Source organism: Nocardia pseudobrasiliensis NBRC 108224 (genome assembly GCF_001613105.1).
GTDB lineage: Bacteria > Actinomycetota > Actinomycetes > Mycobacteriales > Mycobacteriaceae > Nocardia > Nocardia pseudobrasiliensis.
The window spans coordinates 16912-35151 of sequence record NZ_BDBS01000059.1 but is presented as its reverse complement, the minus strand read 5'-3'; the positions used below and the strand labels follow the sequence as shown (position 1 = coordinate 35151).

Here is an 18240-nt window from a genome sequence, read left to right as displayed (position 1 = left end):
TGGACTATTCCGCGGTGGTCTGGTCGTCGTCCTCGTCGGGGCGAGCGTGGTCGGGCTTACCGGGTGTGGGGTCGCGGTTGAGGTCGATGAGGGGATGTAAGCCGGCGCCCTCGGGGGCGGCGTGGCGGCCATGGCTGGTTTGCTGCGATTCTTCCGGGTGTGTCACGGACCCTAGGTTAACGGGGCTTGGCATCGATGCAATCGCTGAGTCGGGAATATACAGGCCAGCAGGCGTGGGAATCGGTCGCCGAATGGACTGGCGCAGGTCCGACGCTGCGGATTAGCTTGTCAGCGTGACCCATCCGCTGCTGTTCCTCCTGGCCGCCGCGACCCTGATCGCCATCCCGGGACCCAATCATCTCTACATCACCACCCGCAGCATCGCCGAGGGCCGCCGCGCGGGTATCGCGTCCATGCTCGGCGTGGAGACCGCGACCCTGGTCCATGTCGCCGCCGCGGCCGCGGGTCTGTCGGCGCTGATCGCCGCCTCGGCGACCGCGTTCGCGATCCTGCGCTACGCGGGCGCGGCGTATCTGCTGTATCTGGCCTTCCGCACCCTGCGCGGCGGCGACCCCATCGACCAACCGCGGCTCACCGCCCGTCCGCTGCACCGGATCTACCTCGACGGACTGCTGATCAACCTGTTCAACCCCAAGGTGATCCTGTTCTTCCTGGCCTTCCTCCCCCAGTTCATCGACCACAACGCGGGCAATGTTGGCCTGCAGATCGCGATCATGGGCGTGGTGACCGCCGTACTGGGCGTCGCCGCCGACGCGGTCTACGTCCTCGCGGCCGGTTCGATCGGCGGCTGGCTGCGCTCCCGGCCGGTCTTCCAGCGCCGCCAGCGCTACGCCACCGGTTTCATCTATCTGGCCCTGGGCGCCTTCGCCGCCCTCGCCGGTCCGCAGAACTAGCCGGTCGCCTACCGCCACACCAGTTTCAGCACCGCCGGTGTCAGCAGCATCCGAATCACCGTGGCGTCCAACAGCAGCGCCGCGATCATCCCGTAGGCGATGTATTTCATCAGCACCAGATCCGAGAAGCCGAACGCGCCGGTGACCACGATCAGAATGGCTGCCGCGGAGGTGATCACGCCACCGGTGTGGGCGATGCCGTAGCGAATCGCCTCCGCCGGGGCGGCCCCGGCCGCGCGGGCCTCGGCCATCCGGGACTGCAGGAAAACCTCGTAGTCCGTGGACAATCCGAACAGCACCGTCACGATCAGCACCAGCACCGCGAACATCAGCGGCTGCGGCGTGAATCCGAACAGCCCCGCCCCGTGCCCTTCGACGAAGATCCAGGTCAGCACGCCGAGGGTGGCCCCGAGCGACAGCGCGCTCATCACCACCGCCTTCACCGCCAGCACCAGCGACCGAAACGCCGCGTACATCAACCCGATCGCGGCGGCCACCAGAATTCCCAGCAGCACCGGCAGCCCGTCGATCAGCCCGTGGATCGCATCGCGCTCGAGCGCGGGCACCCCGGCCACCATCACCCGCACCCCGGGCGGATCCGGAATCGCCCGCAGCGCCGAGATCGCCGCATCGGCGTCGCGCTTGTCGACCAGACCCGTCGACAGCACATTGATCCCGTCGGTGGTCGGCGCGGCCGCCTCGAACGGCCCGGTCAGCCCGGGCGCGAAATTCGCCTGAAACCGAATGTCGGACAGCTGCTCCGGACTCGCGCCGACCACCACCAGTTTCAACGGTTCGGTGCGGAAGGCGGGAAATACCCTGTCGAACTCCTCCTGCGCCACCCGCGCCGGATTGTCCGCGGCCAGATACCGTTCGCTCAGCCCGCCGAATTCGATGCGCCCGAACGGAATCAGCAACACCAGCAACCCGAGCACCACCGGCACGATCACCCGAGCCGGGCGACGCATGGCGAAAAGCGCCAGCCGGGAAAAGAATCCGCGATCGATCTGCTCGGCGGTGCGAATGCTCGCCAGCCCGTGCCAGCCCCACAGATCGATGCGCCGCCCCACGATCGACAGCGCCGCGGGCAGCGCGGTCACCGACAGCACCGCCGCGAGCAGCACCGAACTGATCCCGCCGTAGGGCACCGACCGCAGCACCCCGTTGGGATAGATGAACAGCGCGCCCAAACTGACCGCGATGATCGCCGCGGAGAACAACACCGTGCGTCCGGCGGTGGCGACCGTGCGCGCGGTCGCCTCCTCCACGCTGTGCCCGGCCGCCAGTTCCTCCCGGAACCGCGTCACCGCGAACAATCCGTAGTCGATCGCCAGCCCCAGACTCACCAATGTGACCACCGCGCTGGCGAATACATTGACCTCGATATGCCCGGTCAGCAGGCGCATGATGCCCTGACTGCCCAAAATGGTCATCGTGCCGATCAGCACCGGCAGCGCCGCCCCGATCACCCCGCCGAATACGAAGTACAGCAGCACCGCCACGAGCGGCAGCGCGATCAGTTCGGCGCGGCGAATATCGTGCTGCATTCCGATATTGATGCCCTCCACCACCGGCTGCAGTCCGGCCAGCTGCACGGTCGTGCCGCCCGGACCGGTTCCCGGTCCGTTCGCGCCCAGATCGTTCTCGATGGTCAGGAAGTTGTTCACCGATTCGGTGTCCGCGCCGCGCAGTCCGATGCTGGCGAAGGCGTGGGCGCGCGAGGCGTCGGCGAATTCGCCGAACATCGCGCCGTCGAAGTAGCTGTCTATCTTCTGAATTCGATCGGGATACTTCTCCCGCAGCCGCCTCAGGGCGTCGGCGACCGCGGTGTGCACGGCCGGATCGTCGACGGTGCTGCCCGGTGGCGCGGTGTAGAGCAGGATGACGTCGGCGTCGCGGTCACGGCCGAAGGTCCGATCGGCCAGTTTCGAGGCCACCACCGATTCGCTGTGCTCGTCGAACCAACCGCCCTGAGTCAGCCGCGAACCCAGATCGCGGCCGTAGATCCCGCCGACGGCCACCAGCAGTACGAAAATCGTGAACACCAGGTAGCGGTGACGGTGTACGAATCGGCCCCACCGCAATCCCTGAGCGCGCACCATGGATCAGCCGCAGGCGGAGGTCTTGTAGTCGGCCGAGCGCAGAATGCCGCACAGATCGGTCCGCGAGATCTTCCACGCACCGTTCTCGTCGACGAAGTGCACGATCGTGGTGCGCACGTTGGTGCCGGTGCCGTCCTTGTCCAGGCGCATGGTCGCGGTCAGGGTGCCGTCGTGGTTGTCGAATACCGGATCCACCACGCCGTAGACGGCCCGCGGATTGTCGTGCATCGCCTTGTACATATCGGGGATGGCGTCCTTGAACGCCGCGCCGTCCTGAATCAGATCGGTGCGCTCGCTGTCGGGCAGCGCGGGATCCAGCGCGCGTTTGATCTGGGTATCCAGCTGCGCGGCGGTCGGGATCGGGGGCCGGTTGGCGCGGCTGCTCGCGGCGGCCTGTGACGACGAGGTCAGCGCCGCATAGGCCGAGGAGCGCGCCGCGGCCACCGACGCCTCGTCGGAACCGCTGTCACAGCCCGCGGCCGCCATCGCCGCGGCCGCCAGCGCCACCGCCACGCCCACCGAACGTCGCACTGCCATTCCCGTCCTCGCCGAAGGTCGAAGTTACCGGTAGTTCTCCTACAGTCTGTCATGTCCGGCGAAGATCACCGAGCTGCGGCGCGAGGGGTTGCGAAGGTATTGCGCGGCATGCGTTTTCACACCCAGTGCCGAATTACATCGCCTCGATGACGGCGCTGAGCCTGCCCAGCAGGGCGCGCACGGTGGTCGGTCCGTGCGCGCGGATGGGCAGCGCGGTGGGAACCAGATCGCGGACCAGGGCGGCGATACTGCGTTCGTCGTCGAGATCGATATCGGTGACCGGGGCCTCGGCGACGGCGACCACATCGTCGGGTCCGGGGACCGCGGTGGGAATTCCGGGGCGATAGATCTCCAGCCGCAGGGTGGAGCGCATCGTGCGGAACGCGAACGAGCGACCATCCCCGGTCACACCGAATCCGTGCGCGAACGGACCCACGGTAATGTCTTCACAGACGAACGCAGACGTAGGGTCTGTTTTCATCCGGGACTCCCTGTTTCGACTGCTGTTCACTTCCCACGGTAACCCCGACCACCGACAGCCTGCCGAGTCGGCGGCCCTCGACCATCCGGTGCGTGAGCCGGTCCTTCCCGGCGGAACCACCCCGGTGAGCGGCCCGCCTCGGTCACCATGGTCAGATGAAGAGGTACGCATGAGTGGCGGGTGAGAAGGAGTTCGGTGCATGCGCGGTCCCCAGGGGAACCGACCGGTCCGGCGGCGGGCGCTGCCGGTGCTGGTCGCGGCGACCCTCGCGGTCGCGGTCGTGACCGGCTGCTCGAAAAAGGATGACGATCCGGCGGCCGTGCCCGCGGGCGCGCCCGGCGTCGCCGCGGTCGCGCCGGTACCCGCGCGTCCGGCCTCCGGAACCGTGCTCGCCACCGCGCCGATCGCCGCGATCCTGAGCGAGCCCGCCAGCGGCCGCGTGGTCATGCTCGACGCCGACGGCCGCGGCGTACGCGTACTCGATCCGGCCACCGGCGCGCTGCGCCCGGTCGCCCTGCCCGCACCGGCCACCTCATGGGCGCTCGGCGCGCCGGGTGAGATCCTGCTCGCCGCGGGAACCCAAGTGCTGCACCTGGATCCGGCCGCCGCGACCGTCCGCGCCACGCCCGTCGACGCGACCGTCCGCGCGCTGACCCGCCGCCCCGACGGCACCATCGCGCTGGCGCTGGACGGCGGCAAGGTCGAGATCCGCGCGCTCGACGACAAGGCGGACCCGGTCCGCGACACCGTCACCGGTCTGGGCAAGCTCGACGCGATCGCCGCCGCGGGTGACGCGCTGGCCGTACTCGACCGCGATCAGACCATGCTGACCCAGCTCGACCTGGGCAAAGGTCGTCCCGGCCTGGCGCTGCGCGCGGGTCGCGGCGCGACCGCGCTCATCGCCGACCACTTCGGCCGCCTGCTGGCCACCGACACCTCCGGCGGCGCACTGCTGGTGTACACGGCCGATCCGCTCGTATTGCGGCAGCGATTCCCGGTAGGCTCGTCGCCCTACGCACTCGCCTACGATCGTTCGACCGAGACCGTGTGGGTGACGCTGACCGGCAGCAACGAAGTGGTCGGCTACGACCTGTCGAAGGGTATACCGGAAGAAGCGGGACGCTTCACGACGGTACGCCAGCCGAATTCGGTGTCGATCGATGACCGCACCGGTGAGATGTTCGTGGGATCCGCGACCGGTGACGGTCTGCAGCGGATCGGCGCGGACCAGAGGAAGAGAGGGCAGTGATGACTCAGGCCTCGGCGCACCGTTCGCAACGCCGACCCACGCTCCCGGCGGGCTGGGAGGAAACCACCCAGGAGGGGGAATACGAATACGTCCCCTTACGCCTGCCGCCCGATGTGAACCGGGTGACCGCCTCCATGCGCCTGGCCATCCAGGCCGAATTCGGCGGCTGGGAGCTCTCGCGGGTGCGCGCCTATACCGACGGCAGCCGCCGCGTCCTGCTCAGACGGCGCAAAACCGCCGTCCCCACCCCGGAACCGGGGATGTGAGCGGCCGCATGTACTCGCTACTACTGCGGTTGATGTTCCTGCTGCCGCCCGAACGCATTCACCACCTGGCCTTCGGCGCGATGCGCCTGGCCACCGCGGTGCCCGGGCTGCGCGCGCTGCTCGCCCGCGTCACCGCCCCCGCGGATCCGATCCTGGCCACCCGCGCCTTCGGCGTCGACTTCCCCGCCCCGCTCGGGCTGGCCGCCGGATTCGACAAGGACGCCGAGGGCGTGAACGCCTGGGGCCCACTGGGTTTCGGATTCGCCGAGATCGGCACAGTCACCGCCCACGCCCAACCGGGTAATCCCGCGCCGCGCCTGTACCGGCTGCCCGCCGACCGCGGTCTGATCAACCGGATGGGCTTCAACAACCACGGTGCGGCCGCCGCCGCGGAACGCCTGCGCCGCCGCCGTCCCGGTGGTGTGCCGATCGGCGCCAATATCGGCAAGACCAAGGTCGTGCCCGCCGACGCGGCCGCCGCGGACTATGTCACCAGCGCGCGGCTGCTCGGCCCGCTGGCCGATTTCGTGGTGGTCAATGTCAGCTCGCCCAATACTCCGGGCCTGCGCGATCTGCAGGCCGTGGCCTCGCTGCGCCCGCTGCTGCGCGCGGTCCTCGACAGCGTGGACGTGCCGGTCCTGGTGAAGATCGCCCCCGATCTGTCCGACGACGATATCGACGCCGCCGCCGACCTCGCCGTGGAATTGGGCCTGGCCGGAATCGTGGCCACCAACACCACGATTCGCCGCGACGGCCTGGCCACCCCGGCCGCGGAGGTCGAGGCGATGGGCGCGGGTGGCCTGTCCGGCCCCCCGGTCGCCGACCGCTCCCTCGAGGTGCTGCGCCGCCTGTACGCCCGCGTCGGCGACCGCCTGGTCCTGATCTCGGTGGGCGGCATCGAAACCCCCGACCAGGCCTTCGAACGCATCCTCGCGGGCGCGACCCTGCTGCAGGGCTATACGGGCTTCATCTACGGCGGCCCGCTGTGGACCCGCCGCATCCACCGCGGCCTGGCCCAGCGGTTGCGTGCTCGCGGATTCAACAGCCTGCGCGAGGCCGTCGGCGCGGAGCACAAGCGAGGACTGGAACAGTCGGCCTGAGCTGCTCTCGGCGAGCCGGGCCGATGGCCCAATCGCGCTGAGCGCGTGGACAAGTCCGACACGAGCTGACACTGTCGCTAGGCGCGCGGTCCCGGAGCGGGAGAGGCCGCCACCTCCCCGGCTTCTCTAGCGGTGCGACCGCCCAGATGACGTCGGGTGCGTGCCGCCGACCGACGAACCAGGGCCACAACCGCGTCGGCGTACGCGATACCCGACAGTCGAGCTCGGGTCTCGATCATGTCCAGCATCTCCTGGTGGTCGACTCCCGATGGGTCGCTCAGCAATTCGTCCAGTTCCATCCCGGCGCGCGCTTGGGCCGCGGTCAGCGGCCGATCGGGCAACCAGCTCAGCCGCCAGCACTGTTCGTGCGCGCCGGGGATTCGGAAGGCCTGCTCCGGGGTGCGGTCGCTGATCATCAGCCATTCGGTCATATGGAGGGTCATGCCGGTCTCCCGTCCGCGCGCCAGGTCAGCAGCGCGATCGCTTGTGCCGCAGACAGATTCAGCTCGGTGGCGCAGCGCGCGGTGTGATCCGAGTCGTGCGATGCCTCGGCGTACGCCTCGGCCAGTTCCATGCCGGCGCGGGCCTGGGCTTCGGTGAGGTCGCGGTTCGGCAGCCAGCTCAACCGCCACGCCGAGACGTCCTCGACGTATTCGGCCCATTCGAAACTGACGCTGCTGGTCATCGACCGTCGGGTGGCATACAGGGTCACGATCGGCCTCCACGGGCGAAAGACGGCCGCACACAACTCCGATCGCGTCCACCGAGGGGCGGGGCGGTGCGGGCGGTGCGGTCGTCGCGGGACAGGGACGGGTGGATCAGCGTGCGAAGACCGCGATCGCGTCGGCCTCGCGTTCCACCGGTTCGCACCCCCGGCGCCGCCGGATACGCCGCTCGAGAACAGTCGCTCCCAGCATCAGGTACCTCCCTGATGTCCCCCGGCGAGTATCGCCGATTACAGTTCGGCAGAACCCGTACCTTTCGGGCAAATGCCGAGATAAGTTGGTATTTGCCGGGATTCATGGTCGTTAAACCGGCAGTTGCCGGTCACGCGGCCTATTCTCGGACCCACGGAACCAGCGCGTGGGACGGGAGGTGTCTGCTCGGATGGCGCGCGACGACGCGGTCGCGGCGGTGCAGAACGTACTGGCCCGCCTCGGCAAACGTTCGGGCCTGAGCCCGGATCGGCTGCGCAGCACCGAAATCGACGCCAGGCCGCTGCTCACGCTGCCGGTGGTGCGGCACAACGCCGAGCTGCGGGACCGGGCGGCGGCCGATGTCGCGGTTCAGGTGGTCCGCGCCCTGGCCCGCCAGTTGCCGCCGACCCAGCGCATCATCGCCGACACCGTGCTGAACCTCGAGATGCTGCGCCAACCCGACGCCGACACCGACGGCACGGCGGTGGATCTCGATCGACTCTACGGCGAGGATCTCGGCGCGCGACGCGACTACCTCGTCGCCCACTGGGATCTCGTGCACCGCGCCCAGCACACCAGCCCCGATCACGACGCCCCCACGGTCCGCTCCCTGCGCACCCGGCTCGAGCGCACCACCTTCACCGATCTCGCGACGCTGCTGATCGACCGTCCCGCATACGATTTCGCACCCGGCGGCGACCGACTCGACCAGCGCGTCCCACCCGCCCGCCTCGGCGCGGTCACCGTCATCGGCGACGCGGTGATCGATCAGATCTACCGCGTCCAGACGCCCCCGCAGCCCGATACGGCCGTCCGCGGCACCGCCGAGGACACCCCCGGCGGCAAGGCGCTCAACCGCGCGATCGCCGCCGCCCGACTGGGTCTCGAGGTGCGGCTGCTGTGCGCGGTCGGCGACGACGACGCCGGGCGTCGCGTGCTGACCTGGCTGCGCCGCTACGACGTCGACGTCAGTCTCGTGAAGGTCGTCCCCGACGCACCCACCCCGGTCACCGCCCTGATCATCGCCCCCGGCCAGCCGCCCGCGGTGATCGCCTGCCGTCCCGATCGCACCAGTCTGACCGCCGAGGACGTTCTGGCGCCCGCGCGCCGCGACGGCATCGCCACCGCCGACGCGGTGCTGATGAGTTTCGAACAGCCCGCCGCGGTGGTCGAACAGGTCCTCGCCTCGATCGGCGAACTGGCCGAACCACCCCCTCTGATCGTGCACGCGGGCCCGCCCCTGCGCGAACCCCAGCGGCTGTATCCGTATCTGCAAGCCGTGGACTACCTCGTGGGCACCGAGGCCGAATTGCGCGCCCTGCTACCGGGAGTGGACGCCGATATCACGGATATCGTGCAGTACCTGCGCACCTTCGGCACCGGCACGGTCTGCGTCATGGAATCCACGGGTTGCCATGTGCGCTCGGCCGACCTCGATCTGCTGATACCGCCCTATTCCCCCATACCCGCTGGTAGTCCGCGTGCTCACGCCGCGTTCTCGGCCGCATTGGCCTATCGTCTACTCCGGCGCGAGCGCCGCCGCCCGGCCGAACCGGGCGACTTCCGCTTCGCCGCCGCGGCCATGGTCGCCAGCCAGCTGCTGGACGTCCCGGGCGCACTGTCCCCACTCGATCGGATCGATCAGATCCTGACCATAGCCTCGGAGGAGCATTGACCACAGTCCTGCCCGATCCCGCCGAACACGACACCGATACCGGGCATGTGTTCACTCGCGGCGGATCGCCACTACCGCTGCGGGTCAGCGAGGTACGCGACGGGATCGATCACGGCTACGCCCTGATCTTCGGCGAACCGGCCGAGGACTGTCTGGTCCGTATCCACTCGCGCTGCCTCTACAGCGAATCCCTGGGCTCCGACGACTGCGACTGCGCCGCCGAACTGGAAAAAAGCCTCGACCTCATCCAACAGGCGGGTGCGGGCGTGGTCGTCTACCTCGAGCAGGAGGGTCGCGGCCTCGGGCTGATCGCCAAGGCGCGCGGCTACCGGCACAGCCAGCGCTCCGGCGAGGACTCCTTCACCAGCTACGAGGCCCTCGGCTTCCCGCCCGACGCCCGCACCTACCACGGTGCGGCACAGAGTCTGAAGGCATTGGGGCTGAACCGGATTCAGCTGCTGACCAATAATCCGCTCAAGGCCGAGGCCGTGCGCCGGGCCGATATCACGGTCACGGTCGTCCCGCTGCGCACCGCGGCGCTCAGCGAGCGCGCCCGCTCCTACCTCGACGCCAAGCGCCGCCTGCGCCGGCACTGGATCCCGACCGACGACGCGCCCTGGGCGCCCGAGCCGAACTGACCGGTCGCCCTGCCTCCCGCAAGACCCGGCACATTTCGGGCATGCCCATCGTAGGATGGGTGATCCGCGTCACTCGACTCGCCCGGGGAGCGAGCCGATGACCCGGACGGGTACACATCGGGAACAGGGATATGACGACAGATATCGGCTTCATTCATCAGTCCGGCGCCACGGTGTACACCGTGGCGCAGGCATTCCAGCAAACCGCCGCGCAGCGGCCGAATCAGATCGCGTTGCGCACCGTCGGCGGCACCCAGCAGATCAGCTGGGCAGACTATGCCCGCCGGGTACGGACCATCGCCGCGGGGCTCGCCGAACTCGGTGTGGCACATGGCGACACGGTCGGCATCATGCTCACCAATCGACCCGAGTTCAACCTCGTCGACACCGCCGCACTGCATCTGGGCGCGACACCGTTCTCGGTGTACAACACCAGCTCCACCGAGCAGATCGCACATATCTTCACCAATGCGGGCAATAGGGTGGTTATCACCGAGCGAGCATTCCTCGACGCGATCACCGGTTCGGGTGTGGCGCTCGAGCACATCGTCGTGGTGGACGGTCCCGCCGCCGGCACTGTCTCGCTCGAGGATGTCGAGGCGAATCCCAAGGCGGAGTTCGATTTCGACGCCACCTGGCAGGCGGTGCGGCCGGAGGATCTGGCCACCATCATCTACACCTCCGGCACCACCGGCCCGTCCAAGGGTGTGGAGGTCACCCACGCCAATGTCGTGGCCCAGGTCGCGGCGCTGGTGGTGGGTCCGATGCCGGTGGGATTCGACGATCGCGCGGTGTCCTATCTACCGGCCGCGCATGTGGCCGACCGTATTTCGGGACACTGCTCGAATCTGTTCACCGGTATCAGCATCACCTGCGTGCCCGATCCCCGCGAAATCGCCGCCGCCCTGCCCGACGCCCGGCCGACCTCGTTCTTCGGGGTGCCGCGCGTCTGGCAGAAGATCAAGGCGGGTATCGACGCGAAGCTGGCCACCGAGCCGAGTCCGGTGAAAAGGGCGCTCGCGCAATGGGCCATCGGCGTCGGCGTCGCCTCCGCCCGCGCCCGCCTCGGCAACGGTGGCTCACCGCTGCTGGGCGTTCAGCTTCGGATCGCCGATGCGCTGGTGCTGTCGAAACTGCGCCGGGCCCTGGGCCTGGACGAGCTGCGCATCGCCTCCTCCGGCGCGGCCGCCATTCCGCCGGAGACCCTGGAATATTTGATGGGCCTGGGCTTTACGGTCACCGAGGTGTGGGGCATGTCCGAAACCACGGGCGTGGGCACCTTCACCGGTCTGGACCGACCGCGGCCCGGTTCGGTCGGACAGGTGGTGAAGAACTGCGAGATCCGGTTGGACACCGACGGCGAACTGCTGCTGCGCGGCCCCATCGTGACCCGCGGCTATCGCAATATGCCCGATAAGACCGCCGAGGCCATCGACGCCGAGGGCTGGCTGCACACCGGCGACGTAGCCACCATCGACGGCGACGGCAATGTGACGATCGTGGACCGCAAGAAGGAACTGATCATCAACGAGGCCGGAAAGAACATCTCCCCCACCAATATCGAGAACGCCGTCAAGTCGGTGTCGTCGTTGATCGGTCAGGTGGTAGCGATCGGCGACGCCAAGCCCTACATCGCCGCGCTGATCGTGCTGGACCCCGATACCGCCGCCGTGCGCGCGAAATCCCTCGGCGCGCCCGACGCCGATATCGCCACCCTGGCCGCCCGCCCCGAAATCCTCGACGAGGTACGCGCGGCCGTCGAGGCGGGCAATACCAGGCTCTCGCGGGTCGAACAGATCAAGCGCTTCCGCGTCCTGCCCGCGGCCTGGGAACCCGGCGGCGACGAGATCACCCCGACCCTCAAACTCAAGCGCGGCCCGATCGCCGCCAAATACGCCGCCCAGATCGGCGAACTCTACGGCGACCCGCTGCCCGAGGACGTGATCAGCCTGAAGTAATCGACGCGAAAATACTTGGGGCCCGGGCATTCACACCCGGGCCCCGAATCGTTTCGGCGGCTACTTCTGCTCGTGGGTCGCCACCACGACCGCCCGCGCGATCGCGTGCGAGAACAGATTGAATCCGAGGAACGCCGGACTCGAATCCGCCCCGATGCCCAGCGATTCCACATCCACCGCGTGCACGGCGATGAAGTACCGGTGATATCCGTGCCCCGCGGGCGGCCCGGCCCCGACGAATCCGGCGAATCCGCCGTCGTTGCGCAACTGGATCGCGCCCGCGGGCAGCGAACCGCCCTCGCTACCCGCGCCGCTGGGCAGCGAGGTGGTAGCAACCGGAATATCGGCGACGGCCCAGTGCCAGAACCCCGACGCGGTCGGCGCGTCCGGGTCGTACACGCTCACCGCGAAACTCTTCGTCTCGGCCGGGAATCCCGACCACGACAGCTGCGGAGACACATCCTTACCGCCGGCGCCGAACACACCGGAGACCTGATCATTGCCGAAGGGCTGCCCGTCGGTGACATCCGAGGATGTCAGGGTGAAGGTGGGCAGCTGCGGCAGCGCCGCATACGGGTTGTAGGAGTAGTCGGGCACGGGTGTGGCCGTCCTTTCTGAGTCGTCAGCTGTGCAGTAGAAAATGCTCCAGGACCCGGGTGCCGAATTCCAGCGCGTCGACCGGAACCCGTTCGTCCACACCGTGGAACAGCGCCGAGAAGTCCAGGTCGGGCGGCAGCCGCAGCGGCGCGAAACCGAAGCAGCGAATCCCCAACTTGGCGAACGCCTTCGCGTCGGTGCCGCCGGAGAGCATGTAGGGCACCGTACGGCCGTCGGGATCGTGGGCGAGGATCGCGTCGTTCATCGCGTCGACCAGATGTCCGTCGAAGGTGGTCTCATAGGAGTCCAGGTGAGTGATCCACTCCCGCTCCACATTCGGGCCGATCAGCTCGTCCACCTCGCGCTCGAACGCGGCCTGCCGACCGGGCAGCACGCGGCAGTCCACCACCGCCTCGGCGGTCTGCGGAATCACATTGGCCTTGTAACCCGCCTGCAGCATGGTCGGATTCGCGGTATCGCGCAGCGTCGCGCCGATGATGCGGGAGATGGTGCCCAGTTTGGCGAGCTGACCTTCGATATCCGGACCGTGCGGATCGAAGTCGATACCGGTCTCCTCGCCGACCGCAGCCAGGAATTCGGCCACCGAATCGGAGATCACCAGCGGGAAGGTGTGGGTGCCCAGCCGCGCCACGGCCTGGGCCAGAATGGTGACCGCGTTGTCCTCGTGCACGAACGAGCCGTGTCCGGCGCGGGCCTTGGCGCGCAACCGCATCCACGCCAAACCCTTCTCCGCGGTCTCCACCAGATACAGCCGTCGCTCGCCGCCGTCGCGGCGCGGGACCGTCAGCGAGAAGCCGCCGACCTCACCGACCGCCTCGGTGACGCCCTCGAACAGATCCGGGCGATGTTCGGCCAACCACTGTGAACCCCACCGGCCGCCGTTCTCCTCATCGGCCAGGAACGCGAACACCAGATCGCGCGGCGGCACCGTGCCCTCGATCTTGAACTGGCGCGCCACCGCCAGCATCATCCCGACCATATCCTTCATATCGATCGCGCCGCGGCCCCACACATAACCGTCGCGCACCGCACCGGAGAACGGGTGCACACTCCAGTCCGAGGCCTCCGCGGGCACCACGTCCAGATGGCCGTGGATCATCAGCGCGCCGCGACTGGAATCGGCGCCGGGCAGCCGGGCGAAGACATTGCCGCGACCGGGCGCACCCGATTCCACGTATTCGGTGGTGTAACCGGCCTGATGCAACTGGTCGGCCACCCACTGCGCGCATTCGCGCTCGCCCTTGGTGGTTTCCAACTCGCCCGTGTTGGAGGTGTCGAAGCGGATCAGCGTGCTGACCAGCTCCACCACCTCCGAGACCGCGAGCGACTTCTCGATCTTGTCACCGGATACAGACACGTAGTCTTTCCTACCACCCGCCGGTGCGCGCCCGCTCGATCAGCTCGCGTGCACCCGCGGCGCACCGATGCGCGTAATGCGCTTCTGGCCCCACAGGCCCAGCGGTTCGAGCGCGATGTTGAGGGCCCGGCCGTCCTCGGTCAGCGAGTACTCCACCCGCGGCGGCACCTCCCGGTACACCTCGCGGTGCACGATGCCGTCCTCCTCGAGTTCGCGCAGCTGCTGAATGAGCATCTTCTCCGACACCCCGGTCAGCGCGCGACGCAGTTCACCGAAGCGGCTGGTGCCGTTGGTGTCGAGCTCCCACAGGATCAGCGACTTCCATTTGCCGCCGACCACATCCATCGCCGCGTCGATCCCGCAGAAATATGGCCCGCATCTCTTCTCGCCCATGGCTCGGCTCCGCTACCTCGATACACACATTCAGGTAAGTACCTCACAAATTAGTAGGTACTTGGCGGTATCGGCAATACGGGGAAATATGACTGTGGCGCGCCGGAAACGAACAATCCTCTCGTAAGGAGTTGCCCCACAATGCAATCCACCTCCACCCCCGTGACGCTGCTCGGTCTGGGCGCGATGGGCAGGGCCCTTGCCGCGGCGCTGATCTCCGGCGGCCATCGGGTCACCGTATGGAACCGCACCCCCGGCCGCGACGACGAGCTGGTCGCCGCGGGCGCGGTCTCCGCGCCCGCTCCGGCCGACGCCATCGCCGGTCCGGGACCGATCGTCGCGGTCCTGCTGGGCCACGCCTCGGTGCACGAGACCCTCGATCCGGTCGCCGACAAACTGCGCGGTCGGCAGCTGATCAACCTGACCAGCACCGCACCCGACGAGGCGCGCGAATTGGCCGAATGGGCCGCCGCGCACGGTATCGACTATCTCGACGGCGGCATCATGGCCGTACCCGCGATGATCGGGCAGCCGGGTTCCTCGGTCCTGTACTCCGGCTCGCGGTCCGTCATCGACGAACATCGCGATATGCTCGAATTGTTCGGCGTCGCAGACTATTTCGGCGAGGATCCGGGCCTGGCCTCGCTCTACGACTTCGCCCTGCTGTCGGCGATGTACGTGATGTTCACCGGATTCGCGCACGGCGCGGCGATGGTGGCCTCGGCCGGGGTGAGCGCGCGATCGTTCGCCGCCCGCGCCACCCCGTGGATTCAGGCCATGGCCACCGGCCTGCCCGGCCACGCCGCCTTCATCGACAGCGGCGACTACACCGCCGAAACCCAGAGCCTGGACTTCAACAAATCCGCCCTCGACGCCATCACCCGCGCCAGCCACGACGCCGGTGTCCCCACGACGATCATCGGCCAGGTCAAGGCCCTGATCGACGGCCAGGTCGCCGACGGGCACGGGCCCGAATCCTTCGCCCGCATCTTCGAGGGTCTGCGCGCCCGCTGACCATCACCTCCCGACACAGCCCGTCCACCGCCCGCGTGGGCAGCCCGTCGTGCTCACGGCCGACCGGCGTGTGGCGTCGCCACCTCGATTCGACACCCGGCGGCCGCGATTCGCTTCCGATCACACCGCGGCTGGTGTGGGCACCGGTGCGGCCTCGGCGCGCTCGCTCCAGCCGGGCGGGCCGAAGACGTACCCCAGCCGCCCCTTCCAGCTGCGGGCGTGGCGCACATCGCGGATCATGGCGGCGAACTCGTGGTAGTTCACCTTCACCGGATTCTCGGTGCCGATATTGTGGGTCAGCGCGTAGCGAATGGGTTCGCTCTCGGCGGCGAAACTGCCGAACATCCGATCCCAGATGATGAACACCCCGCCGTAGTTGCGGTCGATGTAGGGCGTGTTCGACCCGTGGTGCACCCGATGGTGGGCCGGGGTGTTGAACAGGAATTCGATTGGGGCCCAGAGGGTTCCGACGCGTTGGGTGTGGATCGGGAACTGATACAGCAGTCCGAGGGTGATCAGCAGGAAGATCACCCACGCCGGGAAACCGAGCAGCGCCGCGGGCACCCACGCCAGGCTGCGTACGATCGAGGCGATCGGATTGAGCCACGGCAGCCGGATCGCGGTGGACAGATTGAAATACGTGCTCGAGTGATGCACGCTGTGCGCGGTCCACAGCAACCGGATCCGATGATCGGCCCGATGCGCCCAGTAGTAGCAGAAATCGGTGACCACCAGCCCGATCGCCCACACCCACCACTGATTCGCGGGCAGATGCAGCGGCGTCAGCGAGGCCGCCACCACGATCGTGGAGAACGGCAGCACGTACTGCAGCAGCGGTTTGCTCAGTTGCCCCAGCCCGTAGGTGATCCAGTTGGTCGCGGTGTCGCGGCGGGAGATGCCGGTGGCGGCATGGTCCCGGTCGCGTCGTGCGTCGAGCCATTCGACGAACATCAACACCGCGAACGCGGGCACCGCGTACAGCGCCAGATCCGCGTTCATCGCCTCACTCCTTCGTCCGAACCTTTCGCACCGACCGTATCGGCGCTGACCGGCCGAAACATCGCGCCGGCGAGGGATTGCGGCTCCCCCGTGCGAGGGACGGCGACGCGGCCGGGTGCCGGTATCGTCGCCATTCGTGCGGTGGAACAGGATGCGGGCATGGGCGCGGCGGCGTGAGCTCGCCTCACTGCGCACCTTCGCCGCCGGACGCGAACCCGGCACGGTGCGCCGCTCGCTGGCGCGGCAATCGTTGCTGGTGGCCGTCGCGGCGGCGACGGTCGACACGCTCGTGTTCACCATCACCGGCCTCTACGGCAGCGCACCCGTCACCGCGATCGCGCTCACCGTCGCGATCATCGCCGCCGATCTGGCCCTGGCCGCCCCACCCGCCACCGCCGCGGCCGTGGCGCTCGCCCATGTCGCGGTGCGGGTCGCCGAATGCTGGCTGCTGCATCACTACGGGCTGCCCGCGCGCATCGCCGATGTCGGATTCCTGGTCGCGGGTTACCGGGCCGGGGCGTGGCTGTCGCTGCGGGCGTCACTGGTGACCGTGCCGCTGCTGGGCGCGGGCGCGTCACTGTCGAGTCTGATCGTGGTGGCCCCGGCCGCGCGCGATTGGCGACTGCTGGCCACCCAGGCCGTCTCGGCGGGTCTGGTGCCGTGGATGGTCGGCCGCTACACCGCCGCGCGCGGAGCCTATATCGCCGAACTCGAACAGCGCGAACGACTTCGACGCCAGGAACAGCGCGCCGCCCTGGATCTGGCCCTGGCCGACGAACGCGAGGCCATCGCCCGCGACCTGCACGACGTCATCTCCCATCACGTCGCGGCCATCGGCATCCACGCGGGCGCGGCCCGTCTGGCTCTGCCGCCCGGCGACGGTCCCGCGGCCGACTCGTTGACCTCGGTCGAGGCCGCCAGCCGCGCGGCCATGGTCGATCTGCGCCGCCAACTGGATCTGCTGCACGGTCGCGACGACGCCGGGTCCCGCCAACCCGGCCTGGCCGATATCGAGGCCCTGGTCGAATCCGTCCGCGCCGCCGGACTGGACATCGATCTCGATACGACGACGGCCCCGCCGCTGCCACAGTCGTTGGACGTCACCGTATTTCGCATCGTGCAGGAACTGCTCACCAACGCCCTGCGCCACGGCGACGGGACCGCCGCTCTGCGCGTGGGCGGTGACTCCCGTCGCCTGCGCATCGCCCAGTCCAATCCCGTCGCCGCCCGGGGCGATCACCACGACGTCGTGCACCGCGGGCTCGACGGCATCCGCCGCCGTGCCGAATTATTCGACGGCACAGTCGAATACCACGTCGACCACGACCAGCGCTGGCATATCGCGGTCACCCTGTCGATCGGAGAACCATGACCGCACCGATCCGCGTACTCATCGCCGACGACCACGCCATGTTCCGATCCGGACTGCGCGCGGTGGTGGCCGCGCATCCCGAGCTGGACTGCGTTGCCGATGTGGGCGACGGCCGCGCCGCGATCGTCGAAACCGCCCGGCTGCGACCGGATGTCGCGATTCTGGATGTGCGCATGCCCAAACTCGACGGCCTGGCCGCCACCGAGGCGATCGTGGCCGCGGGCGGCACCCGCGTCCTGGTACTGACCACCTACGACAGCGAGGCGAGCCTGGCCCGCGCCCTCGCGGCCGGGGCCAGCGGTTTCCTGTTGAAATCCCTGCCGCCGGAGGAGCTGGTCGCCGCGATCCGGGTGGCCGCGCGCGGGGACGCGGTCATCGATCCCTCGATGACCCGCCGCCTGGCCGCGCGCTTGGCGGGCACCCTCACCCCGGCTCCGCCACCGCCGGAGCTGGCCACCCTCACCGCCCGCGAGCACGAGGTGCTGTTGCTCCTGGCCGACGCCGCGAGCAACAGCGAGATCGCGGCCGCGCTCGGCGTGGGCGAGGAGACGGTCAAAACCCACGTCTCCCGCATTCTCGCCAAACTCGGTGTGCGCGACCGCATCCACGCCGTCGTCTACGCCCACCAGCACGGCGTGATCCGCCGCTGA

The 18240-nt window shown here is 68.7% G+C and carries 20 protein-coding genes; 10 read left to right on the top strand and 10 right to left on the bottom strand.

From position 1 onward, the window contains the following. Positions 1–4: 4 nt before the first annotated feature. Positions 5–166, bottom strand: coding sequence for a hypothetical protein (locus NP4_RS35010; RefSeq protein WP_245998362.1), 162 nt, complete (start codon positions 164–166; stop codon positions 5–7). A gap of 127 nt (positions 167–293) precedes the next feature. On the opposite strand from NP4_RS35010, the gene NP4_RS35005 reads away from it, so the two are divergent. After that, a complete protein-coding gene (locus NP4_RS35005; protein WP_068007130.1) occupies positions 294–914 on the top strand; it encodes a LysE family translocator in 621 nt (206 codons plus the stop codon). 8 nt (positions 915–922) lie between these two features. On the opposite strand, the gene NP4_RS35000 is transcribed toward NP4_RS35005, so the two are convergent. From NP4_RS35000 to NP4_RS34990, 3 genes are all read right to left on the bottom strand, one after another. Then, complete coding sequence (locus NP4_RS35000) at positions 923–3016, bottom strand: MMPL family transporter (protein ID WP_068007127.1); 2094 nt, start codon at positions 3014–3016, stop codon at positions 923–925. 3 nt (positions 3017–3019) lie between these two features. Next, positions 3020–3553: a WKL family lipoprotein gene (locus NP4_RS34995; RefSeq protein WP_068007123.1), complete on the bottom strand. Its 534-nt coding sequence runs from the start codon at positions 3551–3553 to the stop codon at positions 3020–3022. A 133-nt stretch (positions 3554–3686) separates the two neighbouring features. Further along, positions 3687–3962 (bottom strand): hypothetical protein, encoded by a 276-nt coding sequence (locus NP4_RS34990; protein WP_373863888.1) that lies wholly within the window; start codon positions 3960–3962, stop codon positions 3687–3689. Between the two features lie 271 nt (positions 3963–4233). On the opposite strand from NP4_RS34990, the gene NP4_RS34985 reads away from it, so the two are divergent. Genes NP4_RS34985 through NP4_RS34975 form a run of 3 tightly spaced genes read left to right on the top strand, consistent with a single transcriptional unit; the run spans position 4234 to position 6649 of the window. Then, the gene (locus tag NP4_RS34985) at positions 4234–5283 is read left to right on the top strand and encodes a YncE family protein (RefSeq protein WP_068007117.1); all 1050 of its coding nucleotides are present in this window, start codon (positions 4234–4236) and stop codon (positions 5281–5283) included. Then, positions 5283–5549, top strand: a complete 267-nt coding sequence (locus NP4_RS34980) for a DUF5703 family protein (protein WP_068007114.1) — start codon at positions 5283–5285, stop codon at positions 5547–5549. The genes NP4_RS34985 and NP4_RS34980 overlap by 1 nt, the downstream gene beginning before the upstream one ends. An 8-nt stretch (positions 5550–5557) precedes the next feature. Continuing rightward, complete coding sequence (locus tag NP4_RS34975) at positions 5558–6649, top strand: quinone-dependent dihydroorotate dehydrogenase (RefSeq protein ID WP_068007111.1); 1092 nt, start codon at positions 5558–5560, stop codon at positions 6647–6649. Positions 6650–6726: 77 nt separating this feature from the next. Here NP4_RS34975 and NP4_RS34970 read toward each other — a convergent pair whose 3' ends face one another. Both NP4_RS34970 and NP4_RS34965 read right to left on the bottom strand, forming a co-directional pair. Beyond that, on the bottom strand, positions 6727–7092 hold the full coding sequence (locus NP4_RS34970; RefSeq protein ID WP_068007109.1) for a hypothetical protein: 366 nt from the start codon (positions 7090–7092) through the stop codon (positions 6727–6729). Then, the gene (locus NP4_RS34965; protein ID WP_068007107.1) at positions 7089–7361 is read right to left on the bottom strand and encodes a hypothetical protein; all 273 of its coding nucleotides are present in this window, start codon (positions 7359–7361) and stop codon (positions 7089–7091) included. Before NP4_RS34965 ends, NP4_RS34970 begins: the two co-directional genes overlap by 4 nt. A gap of 395 nt (positions 7362–7756) precedes the next feature. On the opposite strand from NP4_RS34965, the gene NP4_RS34960 reads away from it, so the two are divergent. The 3 genes from NP4_RS34960 (at position 7757) to NP4_RS34950 (ending at position 11837) form a co-directional block, all read left to right on the top strand. Continuing rightward, positions 7757–9241: a carbohydrate kinase family protein gene (locus NP4_RS34960; protein WP_068007102.1), complete on the top strand. Its 1485-nt coding sequence runs from the start codon at positions 7757–7759 to the stop codon at positions 9239–9241. After that, complete coding sequence (locus NP4_RS34955) at positions 9238–9879, top strand: GTP cyclohydrolase II (protein WP_245998361.1); 642 nt, start codon at positions 9238–9240, stop codon at positions 9877–9879. Before NP4_RS34960 ends, NP4_RS34955 begins: the two co-directional genes overlap by 4 nt. 131 nt (positions 9880–10010) lie before the next feature. After that, positions 10011–11837, top strand: a complete 1827-nt coding sequence (locus NP4_RS34950) for an AMP-dependent synthetase/ligase (RefSeq protein WP_068007099.1) — start codon at positions 10011–10013, stop codon at positions 11835–11837. Positions 11838–11897: 60 nt separating this feature from the next. On the opposite strand, the gene NP4_RS34945 is transcribed toward NP4_RS34950, so the two are convergent. Genes NP4_RS34945 through NP4_RS34935 form a run of 3 tightly spaced genes read right to left on the bottom strand, consistent with a single transcriptional unit; the run spans position 11898 to position 14205 of the window. Beyond that, positions 11898–12434, bottom strand: a complete 537-nt coding sequence (locus NP4_RS34945) for a YbhB/YbcL family Raf kinase inhibitor-like protein (protein WP_068007097.1) — start codon at positions 12432–12434, stop codon at positions 11898–11900. A 25-nt stretch (positions 12435–12459) separates the two neighbouring features. Next, positions 12460–13812 carry a M20/M25/M40 family metallo-hydrolase gene (locus NP4_RS34940; RefSeq protein ID WP_174556208.1) on the bottom strand — a complete coding sequence of 451 codons (1353 nt, stop codon included), beginning with the start codon at positions 13810–13812 and terminating at the stop codon, positions 12460–12462. Between the two features lie 39 nt (positions 13813–13851). Beyond that, positions 13852–14205: a winged helix-turn-helix transcriptional regulator gene (locus tag NP4_RS34935; protein ID WP_068007094.1), complete on the bottom strand. Its 354-nt coding sequence runs from the start codon at positions 14203–14205 to the stop codon at positions 13852–13854. Positions 14206–14346: 141 nt separating this feature from the next. On the opposite strand from NP4_RS34935, the gene NP4_RS34930 reads away from it, so the two are divergent. Further along, positions 14347–15219 (top strand): NAD(P)-dependent oxidoreductase, encoded by an 873-nt coding sequence (locus tag NP4_RS34930; protein ID WP_068007091.1) that lies wholly within the window; start codon positions 14347–14349, stop codon positions 15217–15219. Positions 15220–15339: 120 nt separating this feature from the next. On the opposite strand, the gene NP4_RS34925 is transcribed toward NP4_RS34930, so the two are convergent. Next, positions 15340–16218 carry a sterol desaturase family protein gene (locus NP4_RS34925; protein WP_068007088.1) on the bottom strand — a complete coding sequence of 293 codons (879 nt, stop codon included), beginning with the start codon at positions 16216–16218 and terminating at the stop codon, positions 15340–15342. 136 nt (positions 16219–16354) lie between these two features. On the opposite strand from NP4_RS34925, the gene NP4_RS34920 reads away from it, so the two are divergent. After that, positions 16355–17590: a sensor histidine kinase gene (locus tag NP4_RS34920; RefSeq protein WP_147288049.1), complete on the top strand. Its 1236-nt coding sequence runs from the start codon at positions 16355–16357 to the stop codon at positions 17588–17590. After that, complete coding sequence (locus NP4_RS34915; protein WP_068007085.1) at positions 17587–18240, top strand: response regulator; 654 nt, start codon at positions 17587–17589, stop codon at positions 18238–18240. Before NP4_RS34920 ends, NP4_RS34915 begins: the two co-directional genes overlap by 4 nt.